Origin of the sequence: Streptomyces sp. NPDC014995 (assembly GCF_043080745.1) — a bacterium.
GTDB lineage: Bacteria > Actinomycetota > Actinomycetes > Streptomycetales > Streptomycetaceae > Streptomyces.
Window position 1 is genome coordinate 386,453 of the sequence record NZ_JBIBVX010000003.1, and the last position, 25,037, is coordinate 411,489.

A 25,037-nucleotide genomic window follows, 5' to 3' on the forward strand; every position below is an offset into this window, starting at 1 on the left:
CGACCGGAGACGGGTCTACGCTCGGTGTCGTGACCTGGCGACATTGATCCACCAGCCGTGCCTCCCGAGGGCCGCCTCGGACGCCGTACCCCCGGTGTCCGAAACGTCCCTGCGGGAAGGCCTCATGACTCTCTCACCTGCGCGTGTGCCCGTCGGCGCCCATGACGTACGACGGCTCACGGCCACGCTGTACGGCTACTCGTTCCTCGACGAGTTCGTCCTGCTCTACCCGGTGTACGCGCTGCTGTTCGCGGACACCGGTCTGTCCGTCTGGCAGATGTCGTCGCTGTTCGTCCTGTGGTCGGCGACCGGCGTCCTGCTGGAGGTTCCGTCCGGCGCCTGGGCGGATGCCGTCTCACGGCGGTCGCTGCTGTGGCTCGGCCCGCTGCTGGGCGCCGTCGGCTTCGCCCTGTGGGTGCTCGTCCCGTCGTACTGGGCCTTCGCCGCCGGCTTCGTCCTGTGGGGCGCCCGGGGCGCGCTGGGATCCGGTGCGCTGGAGGCGCTCGTCTACGAGGAGTTGGAGCGGCTCGGCGCGGCGGACCGCTACGCCCGGGTCATGGGCCGCGCGCACGCCGCCGGGCAGGTCGCCACGACGGCCGCCATGACCCTGGCCGGACCGGTGTTCGCGGCGTACGGGTACCCGGTGGTCGGCGCGGCCAGCGTGCTGGCCTGCCTGCTGACCGCGGCCGTCGCCACCCGCTTCCCGGAGCACCGGGCCGCCGCCACCGGGAGCGAGCACTGGGCCGCCGCCCTGCGGTCCGGCCTCGCCGAAGCCCGCCGCGACCGCTCCGTCCGCGGCGCCCTGCTGCTCGTCCCCGCCGTCGCCGCGGTCTTCGGCGCCCTCGACGAGTACACCCCGCTGCTGGCCCGGGACACCGGCGTACCGGACGTGGCCGTGCCCTACCTGCTCGTGCTGATCTGGGCCGGCGTCACGGCCGGAAGCCTGCTGGCCGGCCCGGCCGAACGCCTCGGCCGCAAGGGAGTCGCCGCGGTGCTGTCGGTCTGCGCCCTCGCCCTCGCCGTCGGCGCGACCACCCGCACACCGGCCGGCATCGTCCTCGTGGCCGTCGCCTTCGGCGGCTTCCAGCTGGCGACCGTGCTGGCCGACGCCCGGTTGCAGCAGCGCATCGAGGGCACCGGGCGGGCCACCCTCACCTCGGTCGCCGGACTGGGCACCGAGCTGGCCACCATCGCCGTCTACGGCTCCTACGCGGTCCTCGCCTCGACGGGCACCCACGGCACCGCCTTCGCGCTGTTCGCCGTGCCGTACCTGGTGACGGCGCTGGTGCTGTACCTGCGCCGCGAGTGAGGAGCGCGCACGCCCGTGAGGGGCCTGCCCGCACCGTCCATGAAGGGCATGCACCGCCCATGAGGGGCGCGCAACGAATCGCCGTCGGGCGCCCCGCCGACGCAACGAACCGCTCACCAGCGCGCAACGGCTCCTTCTTGTCCGCCCTGGTCAGCCGCCCGTACCGTCTACGTGGCCCCCCGAACCCCCTCGTCCAGGTGAGGAACACGCATGCGCACCGCCCTGCTCCAGAGCTCCGGCCGCCCCGGCTCGGTCGTCGAGAACCTCAAGGTGCTCGACGAGGCCGCGGGCCGGGCCGCCGCCGCGGGCGCCGGGCTGCTCGTCGCGCCGGAGATGTTCCTCACCGGGTACGCGATCGGCGACGACATCGCCCGCCTCGCCGACCCGGCCGACGGGGCCTGTGCGGACGCGGTCGCGGAGACCGCCTCCCGGCACGGGCTGGCGATCGCCTACGGCTACCCGGAGCGCGACGGCGGGACGGTGTACAACTCCGCCCAGCTGATCTCCGGCGACGGCACCCGCCTCGCGAACTACCGCAAGACCCATCTCTTCGGCTGCTTCGAGCGCGACCACTTCACGCCCGGCGGGCAGACGGTCGTCCAGGCCGAGCTGAACGGCCTGACCGTCGGCCTGCTGATCTGCTACGACGTCGAGTTCCCGGAGAACGTCCGCGCCCACGCCCTGGCCGGCACGGACCTCCTGGTGGTGCCGACGGCGCAGATGCACCCCTTCCAGTTCGTCGCCGAGTCGATGATCCCGGTGCGCGCCTTCGAGAACCAGATGTACGTCGCCTACGTCAACCGGGCCGGCGCGGAAGGGGAGTTCGAGTTCGTCGGGCTCTCCACGCTGGCCGGCCCGGACGGGGTCGCCCGCGCCCGCGCCGGGCGCGGCGAGGAGCTGGTGTTCGCCGACGCCGACCCCGTCCTCCTGGCCGCCTCCCGCGAGGCGAACCCGTATCTGCACGACCGCCGCCCCGGCCTCTACGGGTCCCTCGTCTGAGCCCTCGCCACCCTCCCCCCAGTTCTTTCGCGCAAGGAGTCCGTACCCCATGACGTCCACGGTGCCCAACGCCGTCGAGCACGCAGACGAGCAGCAGCCGCCGATCACCATGTTCGGCCCGGACTTCCCGTACGCGTACGACGACTTCCTCGCCCACCCGGCGGGCCTCGGACAGATCCCGGCGACCGAGCACGGCACCGAGGTCGCCGTCATCGGCGGCGGCCTGTCCGGCATCGTGGCCGCGTACGAGCTGATGAAGATGGGCCTCAAGCCCGTCGTCTACGAGGCCGACCGGATCGGTGGCCGGCTGCGGACCGTCGGCTTCGAGGGCTGCGACCCGTCGCTGACCGCCGAGATGGGCGCGATGCGCTTCCCGCCGTCCTCCACGGCGCTCCAGCACTACATCGACCTGGTGGGGCTCGAAACCCGGCCCTTCCCCAACCCCCTCGCCGAGGCGACCCCGTCGACCGTCGTCGACCTCAAGGGCGAGTCGCACTACGCGGAGACGATCGACGACCTGCCGCAGGTCTACCGGGACGTCGCCGAGGCGTGGAACAAGTGCCTCGAAGAGGGCGCCGACTTCTCCGACATGAACCGCGCGATGCGCGAGCGGGACGTGCCGCGCATCCGGGAGATCTGGGCCAAGCTCGTCGAGAAGCTCGACAACCAGACCTTCTACGGCTTCCTCTGCGACTCCGAGGCCTTCAGGTCCTTCCGGCACCGCGAGATCTTCGGCCAGGTCGGCTTCGGCACGGGCGGCTGGGACACCGACTTCCCGAACTCCATCCTGGAGATCCTCCGGGTCGTCTACACCGAGGCCGACGACCACCACCGCGGCATCGTCGGCGGCTCCCAGCAGCTGCCGCTGCGCCTGTGGGAACGCGAGCCGGAGAAGATCGTCCACTGGCCCCACGGCACCTCGCTGGCGAGCCTGCACGAGGGCGGCGAGCCCCGCCCGGCCGTGACCCGGCTGCACCGCACCGCCGGCAACCGGATCACGGTGACGGACGCGAACGGCGACATCCGCACCTACCAGGCGGCGATCTTCACCGCCCAGTCCTGGATGCTGCTGTCGAAGATCGCCTGCGACGACTCGCTCTTCCCGATCGACCACTGGACGGCGATCGAGCGCACCCACTACATGGAGTCCAGCAAGCTCTTCGTGCCCGTGGACCGGCCCTTCTGGCTGGACAAGGCCGTCGACGACAGGGGAAACCCCACCGGCCGGGACGTCATGTCGATGACGCTCACCGACCGTATGACCCGCGGGACGTACCTTCTCGACGACGGCCCCGACAAGCCGGCCGTGATCTGCCTGTCGTACACCTGGTGCGACGACAGCCTGAAGTGGCTGCCGCTGTCCGCGAACGAGCGGATGGAGGTCATGCTGAAGTCGCTCGGCGAGATCTATCCGAACGTCGACATCAAAAAGCACATCATCGGCAACCCGGTCACGGTCTCCTGGGAGAACGAGCCCTACTTCATGGGCGCGTTCAAGGCCAACCTGCCCGGCCACTACCGCTACCAGCGGCGCCTGTTCACCCACTTCATGCAGGACCGCCTGCCCGAGGACAAGCGGGGGATCTTCCTCGCCGGCGACGACATCTCCTGGACGGCCGGCTGGGCCGAGGGCGCCGTCCAGACCGCGCTGAACGCGGTCTGGGGGGTCATGCACCACTTCGGCGGCGCGACGGACGCGGCCAACCCGGGCCCGGGTGACGTGTACGACGAGATCGCCCCGGTGGAACTGCCGGAGGACTGACCGGTGGCACTGCCGGAGGACTGACGGCGGTCACCCCGGCAGCGGCGTCAGCAGCATGCGGCCCGCGAGGCCGACCGCCGCGTCCAGCCGGGTGGTGAACTCCTCGGCGAGGTCGGGAAGCCCGCGCAGCGCCCACAGCGCGCGGGCGGCGGACCAGGTGGCGTCGCGGGCGCGCTCCAGGCTCCAGGAGCCGAGGAGATGGGTGAGCGGATCGGCGATCTGGAGCAGGTCGGGGCCCGGCATCAGGTCCTCGCGGATGCGTTCCTCCAGCGTGACGAGGAGATCGCCCACGCGGTCGAACTCGTCCTCCAGATCGGCCGGTTCGCAGCCGAGGGTACGGCAGGCGTCCACGACGGCGAGCGCGAGGTCGTGCCCGATGTGCGCGTTGATGCCCGCGAGCGCGAACTGCAGTGGTCGTACGCCGGGATGGCGGCGGAACTGGAACAGCGGGCGCCAGCAGGCCGGCGGGCGGCGGTCGGACGCCGCCGCGTCGACCGCGGCGAGGTAGCGCTCCGCGAACCGCACGTCCAGCGTGATCGCGGCCCGGGCGTCCGGGAACCGGCCGGCGCCGATGCGCCGGCCGACCTCCTCCGTGACGGTGAGGTAGACGCGGTTGAAAACCGCGACCCCGTCCCGGGGCGGCAGGGCCGCGTCGAGGGTGCGCAGACGGCGGAGCACTCCGTCGAGGGGGACGCCGGGAGGGTCCCGGGGAGGGGCGGACGGTTCCAGGTGCGGCATGGGGCAAGGCGGCATGGGGGAAGGGTCGCAGCCCCGGACCGGCCGGCGGGTCGGCGAGCCCGGGGCTTCCCCGGAACGGGGTAACGCAGCCGTCGCGCGGGGAGGGGCGAAGAGCGGTCGCGACCCGGACGGCCGTAGATCGGCCGCGGGTGCCTTCAGCCCGTCGTACGCCTACGAACTCGACCGCTGATCCGTCCGCTGCTCTGTCCGGTGTTCCGTCCGGCGTTCCGTCCGGTCGTCCTCCGTGTCGTACGACGACGTGCCCTCGTCCAGCAGGGGTCGCTGCGTCTTGAGGTGGGCGGGGGCGAAGGCGCGCAGGGCGTGGTAGCCGGTGATGACGACCAGGGTGCCGAGGGCGATGCCGCTGAGGGAGAAGGTGTCGGTGAACTCGATGGTGACGTTGCCGACGCCGATGATGATGCCCGCGGCGGCCGGCACCAGGTTCAGCGGGTTGCGCAGGTCGACCTCGGCGTTGATCCAGATCTGGGCGCCGAGCAGGCCGATCATGCCGTACAGGATGACGGTGATGCCGCCGAGGACGCCGCCCGGGATCGCGGCCACCACCGCGCCGAACTTGGGACACAGGCCGAAGAGCAGCGCGAAGCCGGCGGCGGCCCAGTAGGCGGCCGTGGAGTAGACGCGGGTCGCGGCCATCACGCCGATGTTCTCGGAGTAGGTGGTGTTGGGCGGGCCGCCCACCGCGGTGGAGAGCACCGAGCCGAGGCCGTCGGCGGAGATGGCCGTGCCGAGCCGGTCGTCCAGCGGGTCGCCGGTCATCTCGCCGACCGCCTTGACGTGCCCCGCGTTCTCCGCGACCAGCGCGATGACGACGGGCAGCGCGACGAGGATCGCGGACCACTCGAAGGACGGGCCGTGGAAGGAGGGGAGCCCGATCCAGTCGGCCTGGCCGACGGCGGAGAAGTCCAGCCGCCAGTGGTCGGTGACCTTGCCGCTCGCGTCCGCCGAGTGGATCCGGCCGAAGACCCGGTCGAACACCCACGAGATGCCGTACCCGAAGAGCAGGCCCAGGAAGATGGCGATGCGCGACCAGAAGCCGCGCAGGCAGACCACCGCCAGACCGGTGAACAGCATGACCAGCAGGGCCGTCCACTGGTCCTGCGGCCAGTAGGTGGCGGCGGTGACCGGGGCGAGGTTGAAGCCGATCAGCATCACGACCGCGCCCGTCACGATCGGGGGCATCGTGGCGTGGATGATCCGCGCGCCGAAGCGCTGCACGGCCAGCCCCACGAGGAACAGCGCCACGCCCACGACGAGGACCGCGCCGGTGACCGTGGCGCTCGTGCCGCCGTCGGCGCGGATGACCGCGGCCACGCCCACGAAGGAGAGGGAGCAGCCGAGGTAGCTGGGGATCCGGCCGCGGGTCGCGAGCAGGAAGATGACGGTCGCGACACCCGACATCATGATCGCCAGGTTGGGGTCCAGGCCCATCAGGACGGGCGCTACGAAACTCGCCCCGAACATGGCCACCACGTGCTGGGCACCGAGCCCGGCCGTGCGGGGCCAGGAGAGCCGCTCGTCGGGGCGGACCACCGCGCCGGGCGCCGGGGTGCGTCCGTCGCCGTGCGGTTTCCAGCGGACGCCAAGATCCATGGTGCGGTTTCGCTTTCGTTCGTGCGGTGCGATGTCCGGCCCATTCTCGCCCGAAAAAGAAAGGTGAGCGACCGCTTAGGATAGGGATGGTTGTCTCGTACACCTGCCCGAGAACGTCGTTTCCGCACCTCAGGAGCCCCACCCAGTGACCGCCGAAGCCCCGACCGCCCCCGCCCCGTCGTACGGCAGGCTCGTCCCCGTCACCGTCCACTTCGACGACCTGGACGCGCTCGGGCTGTTGCACAACGCCCGTTACCCGCTGATGGTCGAGCGCGCCTGGACCGAGCTGTGGCAGGGGCACGGGGTCCGCTTCGAGGGCGACTGGGCGACGGCCGGCGACGCCTGCAACGCCGTCAAGGAACTGCGCATCACCTACGAGGCCCCGGTCACCAAGCCGGGCGCGTACGCCGTCCACCTGTGGCTGGAGCGGCTCGGCACCACCGGTCTGACGTATGGCTTCCGGTTCTGCTCCACCGATGGCGCGATCACGTACGCGCGGGGCACCCGGGTCCTCGTCCGGCTGGACGCGGCGACCATGCGCCCCGCGCCGTGGAGCGAGACGCTCAGGTCCGCGGGCCGGGAACTGCTTCGCTCGGCCGGCTGACCTGCGGCCGGTCGCGGTCGCCCGCGCGCAGCACCCCCGCGAAGGCCACCAGCCCACAGGCCAGCAGCGTCACCAGCCAGAACGACACCGTCAGGCTGGTCGCCTGGGCCAGACCGCCGATGGCGCCCGGCGCGACCAGACCGGAGGTGTAGGTGATGGTCGCGACGCCCGCGATGGCCTGACTCGGGTTGGGGCCGCTGCGGCCCGCCGCCGCGAAGCAGAGGGGGACCACGACGGCGATGCCCAGGCCCATGAGCGCGAACCCGCCGATCGCCAGCGGCGGACGATCCGCCACGACGATGAGCAGACCGCCGAGGACGGCGAGGACGCCGCCCGCGCGGACCGTCCGGACCGACCCGTACCGGTCCACCACCTTGTCGCCGACGATCCGGGCGATCGCCATGGTGAGCGTGAAACCGGTCGTGCACGCGGCGGCGAGCCCCGCCGAGGAGTCGAGCCGGTCGCGCAGATAGACCGCCGACCAGTCCAGACTCGCGCCCTCCGCGAACACCGCGCAGAAGCCGACGGCTCCGATGAGCAGCGCCGACCTGGGCGGCAGGGCGAACCGAGGGGGCGGCTCCTCGTCCTCGGCGGGCTGCAGGTCGAGGACCCAGGCGCACGCCGCCACCCCCACCACGGTCAGCACCGCGGCCGCCAGGAGGTGGTGCAGCCGGGCGTCCGAGCCCAGGTGCGCGGCGAGTGTCCCGCCGGCCGAGCCGATCAGGGCGCCCGCGCTCCACATGCCGTGCAGACCGGACATGATCGACCGGCCGAGCCGGTTCTCCACCTCGACGCCGAGCGCGTTCATCGCCACGTCCGCCATGCCCGCCGTGGCGCCGTAGGTGAACAGAGCCAGGCAGAGCGTCGCCAGGTTGGGGGCGAGGGACGGCAGGACCAGCGACAGCGTCCACAGGGCGATCAGGCCGCGCAGGGCGTTCCGGGCGCCGAACCGGTGGCTGATGCGGCCGGCGACGGGCATCGCGACCGACGCGCCGAGGGCGGGGAAGGCGAGTGCGAGCCCCAACTGCCCGGCGCTCACCGAGGCGTGGTCCTGGATCCACGGCACCCGGGTGGCGAACGAGCCGGTGACCGCGCCGTGCACGGCGAACACGGCGGCCACGGCGTACCGGGCTCGCCGCAGTACCGACGGTGCGTAGGCCACTTCGCTCATTCTCCGTCCCTTCCCGCGAGGCGCGGTGCGCCTTCTCGTCGGCGCGCGCCGACGTAAACTATCAGGAACCCTGCCTGATAAATAGACGGCCGCTCGGAGTCACGCCCGGCGCCCCGTGGGAGGATTCCGCGCATGCCCGCATCCCCGCGCACCGCCCGGGCCATCAACGACCGGCTCGCCCTGCGGCTGCTCCAGGACGAAGGCCCGCTGACGGCAGGGCAGCTGAAGCAGCTCACCGGACTCTCCCGGCCGACGGTCGCGGACCTCGTCGAACGCCTCACGGCCTCCGGTCTGATCGAGGTCGTCGGCGAGGCCGGCGAGCAGCGCCGCGGCCCCAACGCCAAGCTGTACGGCATCGTCGCCGACCGCGCCCACCTGGCCGCCCTGGACGTGCGTACGGAGGGCGTCGCGGTGCTCGTCACCGACCTGGTCGGCCGGGTGCTCGCCGAGGCGTCCGTGCCGATCGGCGGCGACACCGGCACGGGCCCCGCCGTCGAGCAGGCGGTGACGCTGGTCGAGCGGGTGGTCAAGGAGGCCGGCGCCGACCGGTTGCACACCGTCGGGATCGGCGCCCCCGGCCTGATCGACCCCGCGAGCGGCGAACTGCGCGACTCCACCGGCCTGCCGGCCTGGCACCGCCGCCTGGCCGCCGCCCTCCAGGAACGGCTGCCCCAGGCCCGGGTCAGCGTCGAGAACGAGACCAACCTCGCCGCCCTGGCCGAACAGCGCGAGGGCGTCGCCCGGGACCGGGACACCTTCGTCCTGCTGTGGCTCGGCCACGGCACGGGCGCCGCCGTCGTCCTCGACGGCGCCCTGCGCCGCGGGGCCTCCGGCGGCACCGGCGAGATCGGCTTCCTGCCGGTGCCCGGGACGGGCGGCCTGCCCTCGGCGACGGACTGCGAGGGCGGCTTCCACTCCCTGGCCGGGTCGGCGGCGATCGTCGCGCTGGCGGCGGAGCACGGGCTCGAGGCAGGACCCGAGGGGGACGAGCCGAGGGGGGCGGCGGCGGTGCGGGGGGCTGTGCGGGCGGTGGGGGGCGACCACCGACTCGCCGACGGTGTGGGTGCGGTGGGTGCGGTGGGTGCGGTGGGTGCGGTGTCGGCGTCGGCGGTGGCAGTGGCGGGGGCCGGGGACGAGATGCCGTCCGGGCGCGAGGCGCCGCCGGGACGTGCGGCCGGGTCGGTGACGGAGTCGGCGGCGGGGTTGGTGGCGGGGTCAGGGCGCGGGACGTTGCCCGGGGATGCGGCGGGGCCTGGGGGCGGGACACCGCCCGAGTACGGGGCGCCTCCCGAGCGGGGGTCCGCGCCGGGGTCGAGGTCGGGTGTGGTGCCGGAGCCGGTGTCGGTGTCGGTGTCGGCGGGGCTTGGGGGCGGGACACTGCCCGAGTACGGGACGTCTCCCGAGCGGGGGTCGAGGTCGGGTGCGGAGCCGGAGCCGGTGTCGGCGGGGCCTGGGGGCGGGACACTGCCCGAGTACGGGACGTCTCCCGAGCGGGGGTCCGGGCCGGGGTCGAGGTCGGGTGCGGAGCCGGAGCCGGAGCCGGAGCCGGAGCCGGTGCCGGTGCCGGCGGGGCCTGGGCGCGAGCCGCCGCCTGGGCGCTGGACGCCGCCCGAGCACGAGACGCCGCCCGAGCACGAGACGCCGCCCGAGCACGAGACACCTCCCGGGTGGCCGGCGGAGTCGACGCCCGCGGCATCGGGTGAGGTGCGGCCGATGCCCGGACGGCCGGAAGCCGTACCGGACGCGGTGGGTGCCGATGCCGCCGCCCGTTTCCTCGACGCCCTCGCCGACCGGCTCGCCATCGGAGTCGCCTCCGTCGTGGCCGTCCTCGACCCCGGGTGCGTGGTGCTCGGGGGCGAGGTCGGCCGGGCCGGCGGGGAGGTGCTCGCGGCGCGGGTGGAGGAGCGGCTGCGACGGATGGCCCCCCTGCCGACAGAGGTGCGGCCCAGCAGCCTCGGCGGCGGCGCGGTGCTGCGCGGGGCGCTGCTCACCGCCCGCGGCTCCGCGCAGGCGGAGCTGTTCGGCGAGCCCTGACCGGACCGCCGGGGACGCCCGGACCGCGTTGCCCCGCGTCCGCGACGTGATCCGGACGACGGGCCCCAGGTGCGTCCCTAGCGGCGGGCCCGCCTCGCCAGGTACTCCTCGAACGTCCCCTTCCCGACCGCGAGTTGCGGCGCCAGGTGGCCCCCGGCCCGGAACGCCCGGTAGGCCGCGCCCCACAGCGGCACGTTCACCAGCGCACGCCGCTTGCCGGCCGCCCCGAGATACGCGCGGGCCAGCGACTCGAACGTACGGACCTCGGGCCCGGCCATGTCGTCCACCCGCCCCGCCGGCGCCCCGGCCGCCAGCTCCGCGAGCCGCGCCGCGACCTCCGCCACCTCCACGGGCTGGTCGCTCACCCCCGCCGGCAGCAACATCACGGGCACCTTCGACAACGCCTCGAGCACCTGGAACAGCAGGTCGTGGAACTGGGTCGCGCGCAGCACGGTCCAGCCCAGTCCCGACTCCTCCACGAGCCGCTCGACGGCCAGCTTGGACCGGTAGTAGCCGAACGGCACCCGGTCCACCCCGACGATCGAGATGTAGACCAGGTGCCCGACCCCCGCCTTCCGCGCCGCCCCGATCAGATGCTCGGCCGCCCGCTCGTCACCCCCGCGCGGCGTACTGGCGCAGTGCACGATCGTGTCCACGCCCGCGACGGCCGCGTCCAGCCCCGGCCCGCCCTCGCGCAGATCGACGGCGTACGGCTGCGCGTGCCGGCTCAGCACCCGCACCTCGTGCCCGTCCGCGCGCAGCAGTTCGGTGACGTGCCGGCCGAGGGTTCCGGTACCGCCGGTCACCAGAATCGTGGTCATGCTGGTCAGCTCCTTCGCCTGCGGGGCGCTCCCGGCCGGAGCACCCTCCGACGGGGAGACCGGGCAGCCCGCGAAAATGTGACAGCCTTCTGCACCCGGCTTCCCACCCGGCTTCGGACCCGGCTCTACGCCCGGCCGAGCTGACGCCGTACGAAGTCCAGTTTGTGCGGGTTCATCACGGTCCGCACGCCCGTGATCTCGCCGTCGCCGTACTCGAACCCGACCGCACCCGCCAGGGTGCCGCCCTCCCAGGCGAAGAACCCCGGCGCGCCGTTGACCTCGGCGACCGTGAACGTGAACCCGGCCGCGAAGCCCTGGAACGCGCCCGCCAGGAACCGCAGCACCTTCTCGCGCCCCTCGATCGGCCGCAGGGCCGCGGTGACCCTGCCGCCGCCGTCGCTCCACCAGGTCACGTCGGCCGCGAGTATCCGCTCCAGCCCGGCGAGGTCACCGTCCCGGGCGGCCGTGAGGAACGAGGCGAGGAGTTCCTCCTGCCGCCGGGGAGGAGCCTTGAAGCGTCCCTTCGCAGAGGCCAGCCGCTGTTCCGCCCGCCGGTACAGCTGACGGCAGTTGGCCTCGCTCAGATCCAGCACCTCGGCGATCTCCCGGTGGCTGTACGCGAACGCCTCGCGCAGGACGTACACCGCCCGCTCGGTGGGCGTCAGCCGCTCCAGCAGCACCAGCATCGCGAGCGACACGGCCTCGCGCTGCTCCGCCGACTCCAGGGGGCCGAGGGTGCCGTCGGAGGTGACGACGGGCTCCGGCAGCCAGGTCCCGACGTACTGCTCGCGCCGCGCCCGGGCCGAGGTCAGCCGGTTCAGACAGAGGTTGGTGACGGTCTTCGCGAGCCAGGCCGCCGGGTGCGTGATCTGGGCGCGGTCGGCGCCGCTGAATCGGAGGTACGCGTCCTGGACGGTGTCCTCGGCCTCGTCGGCGGAGCCCAGCATCCGATAGGCAAGGCCGAACAGCCGGGGGCGGTGGGCCTCGAACTCGTCGGCGGTCGCGCTCGTCGTCATGGGGCCACCCTGCCAGAACCGTGAGGTGGGAGGCCCGGCGGCGGGCAAGGGCCGTCGTCACCGCCGCCGGGCCGGTCGTACGGGGTCGGCAGGAGCCGGGGTCCTGCCGCGCCCCCCGTTCACCCGTGGTGCCGGGCTCCTCGCCCCCGTCCACCACGTGGCCTTCCAGGAGTGCCGCTCATGCCACGAGACCACGCTGCCGCCGGTGTACTCCACGGGCGGAGTCCCGCCAGGCCGCGGCCGCGCACTGCCCCCTTGAAGAGGGCGGAGAGGGCGAGGGGGTTCCCGAAGGAGTGCCCGGAGCGGTGGTCGCCCTTCAATCCGCTGGTGTCGCTCCCCGTGGGGTCGACGCGGATCACCGAGGTCCCACGGCTCCACCGGTCCGCGGCGTTGCCGGCCGCCGCGGGTGTCGCCCGGCGTCGCGAAAGGGGCAGCACGGTCGGTTCCTCTCCACGGAGTTGGGCAGACCCTAGAGAGGACTAGACCAGTGAGTCAATAGGTATGGACCAATCTCAAGGGTGCCTCGACGGTGGGGAGTTGGGGCGGCGGCGGCCCCTCCGAGAAGTCCATCCCTACGGTCTGTGAGCCACCCCACACTGATCGCCCGTATGGACGACGATCGGCCGTGGCACACTGGCCCTGTACCTAAAGCAGCGCACTCCGGGGTCGGTGAAAGTCCGAACCGGCGGTTACAGTCCGCGACCCGGTCGCTTCCAGCGACCGGTTGACCAGGTGAAATTCCTGGACCGACGGTTAAAGTCCGGATGGGAGGCAGTGCGCGGCGGGCGGGCATTCGTGCGCGCCGCCGTATACGTACTCGTCCCTGGACGAGTCTGTCCGGCGTCGCCCCGGTGTCCTCGCCCGTACTTTCTGTCGTCATCGACAGGCCCCGGAGTCCGTGCCCGAACGAGGCAGGAGGACCCGGGAAGTGTTCACCGGAATCGTCGAAGAACTGGGTGAGGTCACCGCCGTCGAGGACCTCGGCGACGCCTCCCGCTTCCGGCTGCGCGGCCCCGTCGTCACCGAGGGCGCGAAGCACGGCGACTCCATCGCCGTGAACGGGGTCTGTCTCACCGTCGTCGACCACGAGGGCGACGAGTTCACCGCCGACGTCATGGCGGAGACCCTGAACCGCTCCAGCCTCGGCTCCCTCTCCGTCGGCTCACGCGTCAACCTCGAACGGCCCACGGCCGTCGGCGCCCGCCTCGGCGGTCACATCGTCCAGGGCCACGTCGACGGCACCGGCCAGGTGCTGGAACGCAAGCCGTCCGAGCACTGGGAGATCGTCAGGATCTCGCTCCCCGCCGACCTCGCCCGGTACGTCGTCGAGAAGGGCTCCATCACCGTCGACGGCATCAGCCTCACCGTCGTCGACGCCGGCCTCGACCACTTCACGGTCAGCCTCATCCCCACCACCCTCGCGCTGACCACCCTCGGCCTCAAGCAGCCCGGTGACCCGGTCAACCTCGAGGTGGACATCGTCGCCAAGTACGTCGAGCGCCTCCTCGCCACGACGACCTCCCCGGGGGCCGCGCAGTGAACAGGCTGAACTCGGAGGCGTTCGTCCTGTTCGACCAGCACATCCTCTGGTCGGACATGATCGGCAACATCTTCGGCCTCGCCGCCCTCGCCCTCGGCTGGCGCCGGTCCATCTGGAGCTGGCCCGTGCAGTTCCTCTCCGGCCTCATCCTCTTCGGGGCGTTCTTCGGCCACCTGACCGGCAGCGCCGGCAAGCAGGCCGTCGTCATGGCCGTCGCCCTGTACGGCTGGTGGCAGTGGAACCGCGACAAGGACCGGTCCGAGGACGGCCACATCGTCCCGCGGTTCGCCACCTGGCCCGAGCGCGCGACGATGGTCGCCGCCGCGGCCGTCGGCACCGTCGCCGTCGCCCTCCTCTTCAAGGCCTACCCCGCCCTGTCCTGGGACCCCTGGCCGGACGCCTACATCTTCGTCGGCACCATCGTCGCCATGTACGCCCAGGCCCGCGGCATGGTCGAGTTCTGGTTCGCCTGGCTCCTCGTCGACCTCGTCGGCGTCCCCCTGAACTTCGCCAACGGCTACGCCTTCTCCGGCTTCGTCTACGTCATCTACGGCGCGCTCGTCCTGTGGGGCATGCGCGACTGGTGGCTGCGCTCCCGCAAGGGCCCGCAGCCCGCTCTGGAAGGAGCGCCGGCATGAGCACGGCATCGATCCTCTACAGCTCCGACGGCATCGAGGACTTCGCGCTCGACCCCATCGAGCAGGCCATCGCCGACATCGCGGCCGGCCGCCCGGTCGTGGTCGTCGACGACGAGGACCGCGAGAACGAGGGCGACCTCGTCATCGCCGCCGAGAAGGCCACCCCCGAGATCGTCGCCTTCATGATGAGCGAGTGCCGCGGCCTGATCTGCGCCCCCATGGAGGGCGACGAACTCGACCGGCTCCGGCTCCCGCAGATGGTCGCCGACAACACCGAGTCGATGAAGACCGCGTTCACCGTCTCCGTCGACGCCTCCGCCGCGCACGGCGTCACCACCGGCATCTCCGCCTCCGACCGCGCCACCACCCTCCAGCTCCTGGCGAGCGGCACCGCCGAGCCGACCGACCTGGTCCGCCCCGGCCACATCTTCCCGCTGCGCGCCAAGCCCGGCGGCGTGCTCGTCCGCGACGGCCACACCGAGGCCGCCGTCGACCTCGCCCGCCTCGCGGGCCTGCGCCCGGCCGGCGCGATCGTCGAGATCGCCGGCGAGGACGGCCGCATGCTGCGCCTGCCCGAACTGATCCCGTTCGCCCGCAAGCACGGCCTGACGATCATCTCCATCGAGGACCTGATCGCCTACCGCCGCACCGCCGAACCCACCGTCCGCCGCGAGGCCGAGACCCGCCTGCCCACCGTCCACGGCCCCTTCACCGCGTACGGCTACCGCTCCACCGTCGACGGCGTCGAGCACGTCGCCCTCGTCCACGGAGAGATCGGCGACGGCGAGGACGTCCTGGTCCGCGTCCACTCCGAATGCCTCACCGGTGACGTCTTCGGCTCCGCGCGCTGCGACTGCGGCCCCCAGCTCGACGCCTCCCTGGAGCGCATCCAGACCGAGGGCCGGGGCGTGGTGGTCTACCTGCGCGGACACGAGGGCCGCGGCATCGGCCTGCTGTCCAAGCTGCGGGCGTACGAACTCCAGGAGCAGGGCCACGACACGCTCGACGCCAACCTGGAGCTCGGCCTGCCCGCCGACGCCCGCGACTACGCGGCCGGCGCCCAGATCCTCGAGGACCTGGGCGTGCGCAGCGTGCGCCTGATGACCAACAACCCGGAGAAGACCGACGCGCTCACGCGCCACGGCCTCAAGGTCCGCGCACGCGAGCCGATGCCCGTACAGGCGGGCGAGCACAACATCCGCTACCTGCGCACCAAGCGGGACCGGATGGGACACGACCTGCCCTGGCTGGACGCGGCCCCCGTGTCCCCCTGCGGCAACCAGTAACCACGGCAACCAGTAACCACGGCACGACGGCACCAAGGCACGAAGGAGAGACGTGAGCGGCAAGGGCGCACCGGAACTGTCCGTACGCAATGTGGGGGACCTCAGGGTCGCCGTCATCGCGGCACAGTGGCACGAGAAGGTGATGGACGGTCTGGTCGACGGCGCCCTGCGCGCCCTGCACGACCTGGGCATCGACGAGCCGACCCTGCTCCGGGTCCCCGGCAGCTGGGAACTCCCGGTCGTCGCCAAGGTCCTCGCCGGACGCGGCTACGACGCGATCGTCGCCCTCGGCGTCGTCATCCGCGGCGGCACCCCCCACTTCGAGTACGTGTGCCAGGGCGTCACCCAGGGCCTCACCCAGGTCTCCGTCGAGACCGGTGTCCCCGTCGGCTTCGGCGTCCTCACCTGCGACACCGAGGAGCAGGCCCTGGACCGGGCCGGCATCGAGGGCTCCAGCGAGGACAAGGGCCACGAGGCGGTGACGGCGGCGGTGGCGACCGCGGCCACCCTCCGCTCAGTATCCGAACCGTGGCGCTAGGCCGGTCGGCACAACGCGTAAAGTGGGCGCCACCATGTCCAAGAAGACGTTCGAGGAGCTCTTCACCGAGCTCCAGCAGAAGGCCGCCACCGGCGACCCCGCCACTTCCCGCACCGCCGAACTGGTCGAGAAGGGCGTCCATGCCATCGGCAAGAAGGTCGTCGAAGAAGCCGCCGAGGTATGGATGGCCGCCGAGTACGAGGGCAAGGACGCGGCCGCCGAGGAGATCTCGCAGCTGCTGTACCACGTCCAGGTGATGATGGTCGCCCGCGGGATCTCCCTGGACGACGTCTACGCCCACCTCTGAGCCGCACCCGCACCGATTCCCGTACGAACGAAGGAAGCTCGCCTCATGCTGCGCATCGCCGTCCCCAACAAGGGTTCCCTGTCCGGCCCTGCGGCGGAGATGCTGCATGAGGCCGGCTACCAGCAGCGCCGCGAGTCCAAGGAGCTGCGGATCGTCGACCCGGAGAACGAGGTCGAGTTCTTCTACCTCCGCCCCCGCGACATCGCGATCTACGTCTCCTCCGGCCGCCTCGACATCGGCATCACCGGCCGCGACCTGCTCATCGACTCCGGCGCCAACGCCGAGGAGATCCTCCCGCTCGGCTTCGCCCGCTCCACCTTCCGCTACGCCACCAAGCCGGGCACGGCGAAGGGGGTCCGGGACCTCAACGGCATGACGGTCGCCACCTCCTACGAGGGCATCGTCGCCAAGCACCTCGCCGACCACGGCATCGACGCCTCCGTCGTCCACCTCGACGGCGCCGTGGAGACCGCCATCGAGCTCGGTGTCGCCGAGGTCATCGCGGACGTCGTCGAAACCGGCACCTCCCTGCGCAACGCGGGCCTGGAGGTCATCGGCGAGCCGATCATGAAGTCCGAGGCCGTCGTCATCCGCCGCACCGGCGCGGACGGCGAGGAGCCCAAGGTGCAGCAGTTCCTGCGCCGCCTCCAGGGCGTCCTCGTCGCCCGGACGTACGTGATGATGGACTACGACTGCCGGGTCGAGCAGCTCGAGAAGGCCGTCGCGCTCACTCCCGGCCTGGAGTCGCCGACCGTCTCCCCGCTGCACAACGAGGGCTGGGTCGCCGTCCGCGCCATGGTCCCCGCCAAGGAAGCCCAGCGGATCATGGACGACCTCTACGACATCGGCGCCCGCGCGATCCTGACCACGGCCATCCACGCCTGCCGTCTCTGAGACCGCAGCCGCCGTGTCCGACCGTCTCTGAGAGCCGCAGCCATGTCCGACCTTCCCACCCTGCCCGTCACGTTCCGGCCGGGACGCACCCGCGCGGTGCTGCTCACCGCCGGCGTCGCCATCTTCGTCGTCATCTCGGCCGTCGCGCTGCTCCTGGAGCAGCTCGGCCCGGGGGAGCGGCTCAGCTTCATCGTGACCGGCGGCCTCATCTTCTGGGTGCTGGCCCGGCTCGCCCGCGTCCGGGTCGTCGCCGACGACTCCGGTGTCACCGTCGTGAACATCGCCGGCAAGAGGCGCCTGGACTGGGCGGAGATCCTCCGGGTGAACCTCCGTCCGGGCGACCCGTGGGTGTTCCTCGACCTCAGCGACGGCACCAGCCAGCCCGCGCTCGGCATCCAGCCGGGCATCGCCAAGGAACGGGCCATCGCCGACGCGCGCACCCTGCGCACCCTCGTCGAGGCCCGCTCCCTCCGCGACCCCGAGCAAGATCAGGGCTGACTCGGGGGCGTCCACCCTGCCGCAGGAGCCCGTGTCTTGATTAATCTGGTGGCGGAGACGCGCCCCTTGCGTCTCCGCCCCTGTCGTGCCGTGCCCGGCGCACAGGGGTTCCTGCTACCCGAGGAGTGACCCTCTCCGGCGATGGACGGATCGTCCTGCAGTACCTGCGCCGCCCCCTGCCGACATAGCGCGGACCGAGATCTCTCGGCCCGCGGCTCTGCGGAGGCGGCGGCATCATGACCACCCCCCTGCTGCTCCTGGCAGCCGCGTTCCTGCTGATCCTCGCCAACGGCTTCTTCGTGGCCGCCGAGTTCGGCCTCGTCACCGTCGAGCGCGCGGAGGCCGAGAAGGCCGCCGCCGAGGGCGACAAACGAGCCCGTACGGTCGTCGAGTCGCTCAAGGAGCTGTCCTTCCAGCTCTCCGGCACCCAGCTGGGCATCACCATCACCTCCCTCGTCGTCGGCATGCTCGCCGAGCCCGCGCTCGCGGAGCTGCTGCACGGCCCGCTCACCGCGATCGGCATACCCGAGGGCGCCGTCTCCGGTGTCGCCGTCGCCGTGGGCATGCTGCTGGCCTCCGCCGTGCAGATGGTGATCGGCGAACTGGTGCCCAAGAACTGGGCGGTGTCCAGGCCGATGCAGGTCGCGCGCTTCGTCGCCGGCCCGCAGTACGCCTTCGCCCGCCTGTTCCGGCCGGTCATCGCCGGCCTCAACGCCGTCGCCAACCGCCTCGTGCGCGCCCTGGGCGTCGAACCCACCGAGGAGCTGGCCTCCGCCCGCACCCCCGGCGAACTCGTCTCCCTGGCCCGGCACTCCGCCCGGGCCGGCGCCCTCGAACAGGACACGGCCGACCTCTTCGTCCGGACCCTGTCCCTGGCCGAGCTGACCGCGCAGCACGTCATGACGCCGCGCGTGAAGGTCAGTTCCCTGCAGGCGTCGGCCACCGCCGAGGACGTGGTCAACCTGACCCGCGCCACCGGCCTGTCCCGCTTCCCCGTCTACCGCGAGAAGATCGACGAGATCGTCGGCATGGCCCATCTCAAGGACGCCCTCGCCGTCCCCGTCCGTGACCGGCTGCGTACCCCGGTGGGCCGTATCGCCCGCCCGGCGCTGCTCGTCCCCGAGACCCTCCCCGTCCGGCCCCTGCTGGCCCGGCTGCGCAGCGAGCAGCCCATCGCCGTCGTCGTCGACGAGTACGGCGGCACGGCCGGCGTGGTGACCCTGGAGGACATCGTCGAGGAGATCGTCGGCGAGGTCCGCGACGAGCACGACGGCCTGGACACCCCCGAACTCGCCGCCGCCCCGCCCGAGGACGGCCGGCCCGCCTGGGACGTCGACGGCAGCTGCCGCGTCGACACCCTCCAGCGGGTGGGCCTCGACGTGCCCGAGGGACCGTACGAGACGGTCGCCGGGCTCGTCGCCGACCTGCTCGGCCGCATCCCCGCCGTCGGCGACCGGGCCGAGCTGCCCGGCTGGCGCCTGTCGGTGCGCCGCGTCGGCCACTACCGGGCCGAACGGGTCCGCCTGGTGCGCACCGGCACGGTCGTGGAGGTCGCCCGGTGAGCGTCCTCCAACTCGCCTTCGCCGCCCTCCTCGTGCTCGCGAACGGCTTCTTCGTCGGCGCCGAGTTCGCCCTGGTCTCCGTCCGCCGCAGCCAGATCGAACCGCTCGGCACGGCGAGGGCCCGCCAGGTCCTCCACGGTCTGGAACACCTGCCGCAGATGATGGCCGCGGCCCAGTTCGGCATCACCGTCTGCTCCCTCACCCTGGGCGCGGTCGCCGAACCCACGGTCGCGCACCTGCTGGAGCCCGTCTTCGAGTGGATCCACCTGCCGCACGGCATGATCCACCCGCTGGGCTATGTCATCGCCCTGGCGGCCGTGGTCTTCTGCCACCTCGTCATCGGCGAGATGCTGCCGAAGAACCTCGCCATGGCGGCCCCGGAGAAGGCCGCGCTGTGGCTCAGCCCGGGCCTGGTCGCCTTCGCCCGCCTGTGCCGTCCGATCACCGTCGCCCTCGGCGCCTGCGCCCGGGGCATCCTGCGTCTGTTCCGCGTCGAGCCGAAGGACGAGGTCGAGGCCGTCTTCACCAGCGAGCAGCTCAACCGGCTGGTGGAGGACTCCGGCCAGGCCGGCCTGCTCGACCCCGAGGAGCAGGAGCGGCTGGAGGACGCGCTGGAGCTGGGCTCCCGCCCGGTGACGGACGTGCTGTTGAAGCGCGAGTCGCTGGTGACGGTCGGCCCCGCGGTCACCCCCGGGGAGATCGTCGGCCTCACCGCCCGCACCGGTTACTCCCGCTTCCCGGTCGCCGCGGAGAACGGCGCCTTCATGGGCTACCTGCATGTGAAGGACGTCCTCGACCTGGAGGACTCCGAGCGGGCGGTCCCGCAGCAGGTGTGGCGCCCGATGACGACACTCCGCTCGGAGCTGCCGCTCGACGACGCGCTGACTGTCATGCGCAGGGCGGCGACCCATCTGGCCCAGGTCGCCGACGCGTCGGGCAAGGTGCTGGGGCTGGTCGCGCTGGAGGACGTACTGGAGCTGCTGGTGGGCGAGGTACGGGATCCGGCGCACCGGGAGACGTCGAGCGCCAGGGTCGAGGTGAGGGTGACCAAGCCGCAGGTGAGCGGGGCGCCGGAAGAGGTCCTGGCGAGTTAGACCGCCCCCGCCGGTGCGGCGTCGCCCCCGCGCCGGTGGGGGCGGGTGGTTGCGCTCGCCAGCGCCGGCGGGGTGCCTCACATCGGCGACGGATCCTGCGGCCCCCGCCCCGACAGCACTTCTCCGTACGCCTGCATCAGATCCGGCAACCGCAGCGTCGACAGGTCGTCCCGCGACAGCGTCCCCGGATACGTCGACAAGCGCAGATCCCGGTAGGCGCAGCTCTTCTCGTACAGCGTCCGCAGGAACCGCCCGTTCCCCAACTCGTCGATCCACCCCTGGTCCACCACGTGCCCGGCGATCGACCGCAGCTCGTCCAACGCCTCCTCGTCCCACACGTCACCGTTCTCCGCGGCGAGCACCTCGCCGATCGAGGTGAGTTCGAGGGGCCGGTACGAGGGGAAGTCGACGCGGGTCGTGAAGCGGGACGACAGCCCGGGGTTCGCCGCGAGCAGCCGGTCCATGCCCTCCGGATAGCCGGCCAGGATCACCACCAGGTGGTCCCGGTTGTCCTCGGCCCGTTTCAGCAGCACCTGAAGGGCCTCGTCGCCGTACGCGTCGCCCTTGCCGTAGCCGGTGTTGGAGAGGGAGTACGCCTCGTCGACGAAGAGCACCCCGCCCAGCGCGGAGTCGATCAGTTCGTTGGCCTTGACGGCCGTCTGGCCGAGGTACTCGCCGACCAGGTCGGCCCGCTGGGCCTCCACGAGGTGGTCGCCGCCGAGCAGGCCGAGGGCGTAGAAGACGCGGCCGAGGATGCGGGCCACGGTGGTCTTGCCGGTGCCGGAGGGGCCGGAGAAGACGAAATGCCGTTTGGGCGGTTGGACCGGCAGGCCCTGCCCGGCCCGCAGCCGGGCCATGTTGAGCTGTGCCGACAGGGCCTTGACCTGGCGTTTCACCGGCTCCAGACCCACCATGCGCTCCAGTTCGGCGAGCGCCTCCTCCAGCAGGACGGGGTCGGTGGGCCCGGCGGGCAGCACCGAGGGCACCAGCGTCTTCTCGCGCACCGCCGGGTCGGTCACCGAGGGAAGGGGAGCGACGGGCGGCAGATCGGCGGGCTCGGTGAGTTTCAGGTCCCGCCCTTCGGTGCCGAACAGCGGGTCGAGGGCGTCCAGCCCGTCCCCGGTGTCCTGGCCGGCCCCGGCGAGTGTGATGGCGGCGAGGTCGGCGGGATCGTCGTAGCCGTCGCCCTCGGCGATCGCGGCGAGCCGGGCGGAGGTGTCCATGAAGGCGGGGTCGACGCGGTGGACGGCCCGGTAGAGGGGGAGCGCGGCCGCCGAACGGCCCGTGCCCTCGTGGGCCCGCGCCAGCCAGTACCGCAGCTCCTTGCGCTGCGGCTGCTCGCTGCGGCAGCGCATGAGCGCCGTCGACAGCAGCGGCTCGGCCTGCCCGTACATTTCCAGCCGCACCCGGGCCATGCCGCCGAACAGACCGGCCTCGATGCCGAGCAGGGGGTCGTCGAGCAGCGGGTCGGTGTGCCGGACGAGCTGTTCCCAGTCCTTGACCAGGTAGGCGCGGCAGGCGTGCAGGAAGCGGACCTGGTGGTCGGTGTCCACGGGCGGGAGCCCGGCGAGTGCCCGGTCCAGCTCGGGCACGTGCCGGCCGTCCAGCCAGTGCGAGGCGTGCGCGAGGAGCAGGTCGCGGGGGCTTTCCAGGACCGGCTGCACCCACCAGCCCAGCCAGTACCAGGAGTTCAGGGTGCGGCGGTGCCGGGTGCGCTGTTCACCGAAGCGGTCGCGGTGCCGGAACATCCTGAGCAGCGCGGTCGTCGTGTCGACGCGCAGCGCGTGCAGCCCGAGCCAGCCGTCGGCCATGCCCGGGTCGATCCGCACCGCGGTGCGGAACTCCTCCTCCGCCTGCGGATAGGCGCCCATGGTGTAGGCGTCCACGCCTCGCAGCCAGGCGAGGTCGGCCGGGGCCTCGGGGCCCCGCGTGCCGAAGTCCATCACGTCCCCCACAAACCGTGCCCCCGTCGGTATGCCGCAGGGCCGTCGCCCACCGGCTGCCTTGGTCGAACCGCTGTGCCGCGGACCGGAGTTGCAAGGTGCGCGCAGCAGCTGTCCGTAGGTCGCACCGAGGGCATCGTACCTGCGGGGGAGTCGCCCGCCGAAGGGTGCCGCACAGGCCGTTTGACGAGGTGGGAGCAGAGGGGGCGCACCGGGCGCGGTGACCCTGGGTGAGCGAATCGCGTCGCGTCGCGGTCGCAAGGAGCGCGGAAAACGGGGTGCGGGCAGAACGAAGCCCCCGATCACGGGGGAACAACCGGGGGCTTCGCGTCCTGAGGCGGCTTCGATTGCCGCACATTGAGAACGTAAGTCCTGTCCGGCTCGCGGGTCAAGCCGAGTTGAGGCACTTGGCGAAGTTCGAACGCACGGCCCTTCACAGCTTCACCACATCGCGGAGGGTCCCTCACGCTGCGTGACATCGCGGTGCGGTCCGCGCGTCCACATGGGCCCCGGCAGCACCTCATACCCCTCCGCCAACTGCCGTACCAGAGTGTCGGCGTACGGCCTCGAGGGGTCTTCGGCGAAATGACGTAGCTCGGCCCGTACCCATCCGTCCCAGAACTCCCGCTGTTCCTCCCCGTCCCGCGAGCGTCCCCGCGCCCAGGCGTCCTCGCGGGGCACGTCCATCCACAGCAGATGGGCGAGGTGCGGCCGCAGAACGCGGCGGCCGGCGCCGACGCCCTCCAGCAGGACCACGGGGGCCGGGGGCAGGGGGCGGGGCGGGCCGAAGCGGCGGGTGTGCCAGTCGTAGGGGGTGTAGTGGGCCGTCTCGCCGCGGCGGAGGGGAGCGATCACCTGGGTCAGCAGCCGTCCGGTCCAGGCGAACAGTTCCTCGTGGCTCGCGATGTCGTCGAGGTGGAGGACGGGCGGGTCGCCCAGTGCCTCGGCCAGCCGTCCCGCGAACGTGGACTTCCCCGAGCCGGCGTGCCCGTCGACGCCTATCAGACGGACGGGGCCGCAGGACGGGGGGAGGCGGCGGAGCCGGGAGGCGAGCTGGCGGATGGCGGTTCCTGGGTGTGCGGGGGCGCGCGCAAGTCTAGTCGGGTGCGTGTCGTGTTCCGCGGCGGTCGCGCCATTGGTCCACCCCCATGGTTCCCGGGCGTGGCACGGGCGGAGGTGCTGGCGGGTGCGGCCGCCTGCGTCCATAGTGGGCGCACACCGTGCACCGGACCCGCCCCGATGCGGACACCTTGGGGGTCTTCCGTCCATGAGCAGAGCCCAACAGCCGCCCCTCAGAGCCGATCAGCGCCTCGCCGGAGCCGATCAGCCCTCCCGCCGGAGCCTCCTCGCCGTCGCGGTCGCCGCCGCCGTGGCCGGGGGAACGGGGCCGGCGGCCGCCGACGCGACCGACACCGCGGGCTCCGCGGCGGCCCCGGCCCGGCCGGTCGACCACCACTCGTGGACCACCTACGCCGACTGGCGCACCGGCACCGCGCGGGGCACCCGGGCCGTCGCGGGCGCCCGCCCGGGCCTGGTCATCGGCACCCCGGCCGGCACCACCGACTACACCGACCCGCACACCGGCACCACCGCCGCCTGGGAGTACGCGACCTGGACGTCCCCGGTCCACCGGCCGACCGTCCCCTCGACCGAGGTGATCGTCTCCTGGAACGCGAGCACCCCGGCCGGCACCTGGCTCCAGATCGAGCTGCGGGGCACCTACTCCGACGGCACGGACACGCCCTGGTACGTGATGGGGCGGTGGGCGGCGAGCGACCGGGACATCCGGCGGACCTCCGTCGACGGCCAGTCCGACGGCAGGTCCACCGTCTGGACGGACACCCTCGCGATCGACGACGCCTCCACCGGCCGGCGGCTCACCTCGTACCGGATCCGCCTGACCCTGTACCGCAGGCCCGGCACGAAGCTCACGCCGACCGTGTGGCGGGTGGGCGCGATGGGCTCCGACGTCCCGGACCGCTTCACGGTCCCGGCCTCCGTGCCCGGCCTCGCCCGGGAGCTGAGCGTCCCGCGTTACTCGCAGGAGATCCACGTGGGCCAGTACCCCGAGTACGACAACGGCGGTGAGGCCTGGTGCAGCCCCACCTCCTCACAGATGATCATCGAGTACTGGGGCGGCCGCCTCACCCCCGAGCAGCTCGCCTGGGTCGACCCCGCGTACGCCGACCCGCAGGTGTGCCACGCGGCCCGCTACACGTACGACCACCAGTACGCGGGCTGCGGGAACTGGCCGTTCAACGCCGCCTACGCGGCCACCTTCGACGATCTCCAGGGTGTGGTGACCCGGCTCACCTCCCTGACCGATCTGGAGACGCTGATCGCGGCCGGCATCCCGGCCATCACGTCGCAGTCCTTCCTCAAGGGGGAGCTGACGGGCGCGGGCTACGGCACCGCCGGCCATCTGATGACCGTGATCGGGTTCACCGCGGACGGGGACGTGATCGCCAACGACCCGTACGCGGCGACCAACGAGGCGGTGCGGCGCGTCTACCCGCGGCGGGAGTTCGAGAACGTCTGGCTGCGCACCAAGCGCCACGACGCGAGCGGCAAGGTCGTCTCCGGTACCGGAGGCGTCTGCTACCTCTACTTCCCGGCGCGTCCGAGCGCGCGCGGGCGCAGGGCGCTCGCGGCGGTGGGGGTGCGCTGAGCGC

The 25,037-nt window shown here is 72.6% G+C and carries 21 protein-coding genes, 2 pseudogenes and 1 riboswitch; of the genes and pseudogenes, 16 read left to right on the top strand and 7 right to left on the bottom strand.

Annotated elements, in window-relative coordinates; translation table 11 throughout:
* Positions 1-124 precede the first annotated feature (124 nt).
* From ACF1A1_RS09215 to ACF1A1_RS09225, 3 genes are all read left to right on the top strand, one after another.
* Positions 125-1,309 carry an MFS transporter gene (locus tag ACF1A1_RS09215; protein WP_391647048.1) on the top strand — a complete coding sequence of 395 codons (1,185 nt, stop codon included), beginning with the start codon at positions 125-127 and terminating at the stop codon, positions 1,307-1,309.
* Between the two features lie 210 nt (positions 1,310-1,519).
* Positions 1,520-2,308 (top strand): carbon-nitrogen hydrolase family protein, encoded by a 789-nt coding sequence (locus tag ACF1A1_RS09220; RefSeq protein ID WP_391647050.1) that lies wholly within the window; start codon positions 1,520-1,522, stop codon positions 2,306-2,308.
* 49 nt (positions 2,309-2,357) lie between these two features.
* Positions 2,358-4,070, top strand: a complete 1,713-nt coding sequence (locus ACF1A1_RS09225) for a flavin monoamine oxidase family protein (protein ID WP_391647052.1) — start codon at positions 2,358-2,360, stop codon at positions 4,068-4,070.
* 30 nt (positions 4,071-4,100) lie between these two features.
* Here the strand turns inward: ACF1A1_RS09225 and ACF1A1_RS09230 are convergent, their stop codons facing one another.
* Together ACF1A1_RS09230 and ACF1A1_RS09235 are read right to left on the bottom strand one after the other, a co-directional pair.
* The gene (locus ACF1A1_RS09230; RefSeq protein ID WP_391647054.1) at positions 4,101-4,808 is read right to left on the bottom strand and encodes a DUF5995 family protein; all 708 of its coding nucleotides are present in this window, start codon (positions 4,806-4,808) and stop codon (positions 4,101-4,103) included.
* A gap of 171 nt (positions 4,809-4,979) precedes the next feature.
* Positions 4,980-6,419 (bottom strand): uracil-xanthine permease family protein, encoded by a 1,440-nt coding sequence (locus ACF1A1_RS09235; RefSeq protein WP_391647056.1) that lies wholly within the window; start codon positions 6,417-6,419, stop codon positions 4,980-4,982.
* Between the two features lie 145 nt (positions 6,420-6,564).
* On the opposite strand from ACF1A1_RS09235, the gene ACF1A1_RS09240 reads away from it, so the two are divergent.
* Positions 6,565-7,023: an acyl-CoA thioesterase gene (locus tag ACF1A1_RS09240; protein WP_391647058.1), complete on the top strand. Its 459-nt coding sequence runs from the start codon at positions 6,565-6,567 to the stop codon at positions 7,021-7,023.
* On the opposite strand, the gene ACF1A1_RS09245 is transcribed toward ACF1A1_RS09240, so the two are convergent.
* Positions 6,983-8,194, bottom strand: a complete 1,212-nt coding sequence (locus ACF1A1_RS09245) for an MFS transporter (RefSeq protein WP_391647060.1) — start codon at positions 8,192-8,194, stop codon at positions 6,983-6,985. The two genes, ACF1A1_RS09240 and ACF1A1_RS09245, sit on opposite strands and share 41 nt — an antisense overlap.
* A gap of 132 nt (positions 8,195-8,326) precedes the next feature.
* Here ACF1A1_RS09245 and ACF1A1_RS09250 point away from each other — a divergent pair.
* Positions 8,327-9,364, top strand: a pseudogene (locus tag ACF1A1_RS09250) (ROK family transcriptional regulator); the annotation flags it as partial.
* A 588-nt stretch (positions 9,365-9,952) separates the two neighbouring features.
* Positions 9,953-10,228: pseudogene (locus ACF1A1_RS09255) on the top strand (ROK family protein); the annotation flags it as partial.
* 77 nt (positions 10,229-10,305) lie between these two features.
* Here ACF1A1_RS09255 and ACF1A1_RS09260 read toward each other — a convergent pair.
* Both ACF1A1_RS09260 and ACF1A1_RS09265 read right to left on the bottom strand, forming a co-directional pair.
* Positions 10,306-11,049 carry an SDR family oxidoreductase gene (locus ACF1A1_RS09260; RefSeq protein WP_391647062.1) on the bottom strand — a complete coding sequence of 248 codons (744 nt, stop codon included), beginning with the start codon at positions 11,047-11,049 and terminating at the stop codon, positions 10,306-10,308.
* Between the two features lie 125 nt (positions 11,050-11,174).
* Positions 11,175-12,065: an RNA polymerase sigma-70 factor gene (locus ACF1A1_RS09265; RefSeq protein ID WP_391647064.1), complete on the bottom strand. Its 891-nt coding sequence runs from the start codon at positions 12,063-12,065 to the stop codon at positions 11,175-11,177.
* Positions 12,066-12,716: 651 nt separating this feature from the next.
* A riboswitch (FMN riboswitch) is annotated at positions 12,717-12,847 on the top strand.
* A 146-nt stretch (positions 12,848-12,993) separates the two neighbouring features.
* Between ACF1A1_RS09265 and ACF1A1_RS09270 the strand changes: the two genes are divergently transcribed.
* The 9 genes from ACF1A1_RS09270 (at position 12,994) to ACF1A1_RS09310 (ending at position 20,422) form a co-directional block, all read left to right on the top strand.
* On the top strand, positions 12,994-13,605 hold the full coding sequence (locus ACF1A1_RS09270) for a riboflavin synthase (RefSeq protein WP_391647066.1): 612 nt from the start codon (positions 12,994-12,996) through the stop codon (positions 13,603-13,605).
* Positions 13,602-14,243, top strand: coding sequence for a nicotinamide riboside transporter PnuC (locus tag ACF1A1_RS09275; protein WP_391647068.1), 642 nt, complete (start codon positions 13,602-13,604; stop codon positions 14,241-14,243). Before ACF1A1_RS09270 ends, ACF1A1_RS09275 begins: the two co-directional genes overlap by 4 nt.
* Positions 14,240-15,529, top strand: a complete 1,290-nt coding sequence (locus tag ACF1A1_RS09280; RefSeq protein WP_391647070.1) for a bifunctional 3,4-dihydroxy-2-butanone-4-phosphate synthase/GTP cyclohydrolase II — start codon at positions 14,240-14,242, stop codon at positions 15,527-15,529. The genes ACF1A1_RS09275 and ACF1A1_RS09280 overlap by 4 nt, the downstream gene beginning before the upstream one ends.
* A 52-nt stretch (positions 15,530-15,581) precedes the next feature.
* Positions 15,582-16,067, top strand: coding sequence for a 6,7-dimethyl-8-ribityllumazine synthase (gene ribH / locus ACF1A1_RS09285; RefSeq protein ID WP_062704495.1), 486 nt, complete (start codon positions 15,582-15,584; stop codon positions 16,065-16,067).
* Positions 16,068-16,101: 34 nt separating this feature from the next.
* Positions 16,102-16,374: a phosphoribosyl-ATP diphosphatase gene (locus ACF1A1_RS09290; protein WP_389519516.1), complete on the top strand. Its 273-nt coding sequence runs from the start codon at positions 16,102-16,104 to the stop codon at positions 16,372-16,374.
* Positions 16,375-16,419: 45 nt separating this feature from the next.
* Complete coding sequence (gene hisG, locus ACF1A1_RS09295) at positions 16,420-17,268, top strand: ATP phosphoribosyltransferase (protein WP_391647072.1); 849 nt, start codon at positions 16,420-16,422, stop codon at positions 17,266-17,268.
* A gap of 42 nt (positions 17,269-17,310) precedes the next feature.
* Positions 17,311-17,766, top strand: a complete 456-nt coding sequence (locus tag ACF1A1_RS09300; protein WP_391647075.1) for a PH domain-containing protein — start codon at positions 17,311-17,313, stop codon at positions 17,764-17,766.
* 236 nt (positions 17,767-18,002) lie between these two features.
* Entirely contained in the window at positions 18,003-19,328 is a 1,326-nt protein-coding gene (locus tag ACF1A1_RS09305; protein WP_391647077.1) for a hemolysin family protein, read from the top strand.
* The gene (locus tag ACF1A1_RS09310) at positions 19,325-20,422 is read left to right on the top strand and encodes a hemolysin family protein (protein WP_391647079.1); all 1,098 of its coding nucleotides are present in this window, start codon (positions 19,325-19,327) and stop codon (positions 20,420-20,422) included. Before ACF1A1_RS09305 ends, ACF1A1_RS09310 begins: the two co-directional genes overlap by 4 nt.
* A gap of 77 nt (positions 20,423-20,499) precedes the next feature.
* Here ACF1A1_RS09310 and ACF1A1_RS09315 read toward each other — a convergent pair whose 3' ends face one another.
* Together ACF1A1_RS09315 and ACF1A1_RS09320 are read right to left on the bottom strand one after the other, a co-directional pair.
* Positions 20,500-22,365 carry an AAA family ATPase gene (locus tag ACF1A1_RS09315; RefSeq protein WP_391647081.1) on the bottom strand — a complete coding sequence of 622 codons (1,866 nt, stop codon included), beginning with the start codon at positions 22,363-22,365 and terminating at the stop codon, positions 20,500-20,502.
* Positions 22,366-22,806: 441 nt separating this feature from the next.
* Entirely contained in the window at positions 22,807-23,571 is a 765-nt protein-coding gene (locus ACF1A1_RS09320; protein WP_391647083.1) for a uridine kinase, read from the bottom strand.
* A 61-nt stretch (positions 23,572-23,632) separates the two neighbouring features.
* On the opposite strand from ACF1A1_RS09320, the gene ACF1A1_RS09325 reads away from it, so the two are divergent.
* Positions 23,633-25,033, top strand: a complete 1,401-nt coding sequence (locus ACF1A1_RS09325) for a peptidase C39 family protein (protein WP_391647085.1) — start codon at positions 23,633-23,635, stop codon at positions 25,031-25,033.
* Positions 25,034-25,037 lie beyond the last annotated feature (4 nt).

Bases quoted from the DNA above. Each gene is read 5' to 3' on its own strand.
- ACF1A1_RS09315 (WP_391647081.1), bottom strand. From the start codon at position 22,365: ATGGACTTCGGCACGCGGGGCCCCGAGGCCCCGGCCGACCTCGCCTGG.
- ACF1A1_RS09305 (WP_391647077.1), top strand. From the start codon at position 18,003: ATGACCACCCCCCTGCTGCTCCTGGCAGCCGCGTTCCTGCTGATCCTC.
- ACF1A1_RS09225 (WP_391647052.1), top strand. From the start codon at position 2,358: ATGACGTCCACGGTGCCCAACGCCGTCGAGCACGCAGACGAGCAGCAG.
- ACF1A1_RS09320 (WP_391647083.1), bottom strand. From the start codon at position 23,571: ATGGACGCAGGCGGCCGCACCCGCCAGCACCTCCGCCCGTGCCACGCC.
- ACF1A1_RS09230 (WP_391647054.1), bottom strand. From the start codon at position 4,808: ATGCCGCACCTGGAACCGTCCGCCCCTCCCCGGGACCCTCCCGGCGTC.
- ACF1A1_RS09280 (WP_391647070.1), top strand. From the start codon at position 14,240: ATGAGCACGGCATCGATCCTCTACAGCTCCGACGGCATCGAGGACTTC.
- ACF1A1_RS09220 (WP_391647050.1), top strand. From the start codon at position 1,520: ATGCGCACCGCCCTGCTCCAGAGCTCCGGCCGCCCCGGCTCGGTCGTC.
- ACF1A1_RS09290 (WP_389519516.1), top strand. From the start codon at position 16,102: ATGTCCAAGAAGACGTTCGAGGAGCTCTTCACCGAGCTCCAGCAGAAG.
- ACF1A1_RS09300 (WP_391647075.1), top strand. From the start codon at position 17,311: ATGTCCGACCTTCCCACCCTGCCCGTCACGTTCCGGCCGGGACGCACC.
- ACF1A1_RS09235 (WP_391647056.1), bottom strand. From the start codon at position 6,419: ATGGATCTTGGCGTCCGCTGGAAACCGCACGGCGACGGACGCACCCCG.
- ACF1A1_RS09245 (WP_391647060.1), bottom strand. From the start codon at position 8,194: ATGAGCGAAGTGGCCTACGCACCGTCGGTACTGCGGCGAGCCCGGTAC.
- ACF1A1_RS09260 (WP_391647062.1), bottom strand. From the start codon at position 11,049: ATGACCACGATTCTGGTGACCGGCGGTACCGGAACCCTCGGCCGGCAC.
- ACF1A1_RS09215 (WP_391647048.1), top strand. From the start codon at position 125: ATGACTCTCTCACCTGCGCGTGTGCCCGTCGGCGCCCATGACGTACGA.
- ACF1A1_RS09265 (WP_391647064.1), bottom strand. From the start codon at position 12,065: ATGACGACGAGCGCGACCGCCGACGAGTTCGAGGCCCACCGCCCCCGG.
- hisG (WP_391647072.1), top strand. From the start codon at position 16,420: ATGCTGCGCATCGCCGTCCCCAACAAGGGTTCCCTGTCCGGCCCTGCG.
- ACF1A1_RS09325 (WP_391647085.1), top strand. From the start codon at position 23,633: ATGAGCAGAGCCCAACAGCCGCCCCTCAGAGCCGATCAGCGCCTCGCC.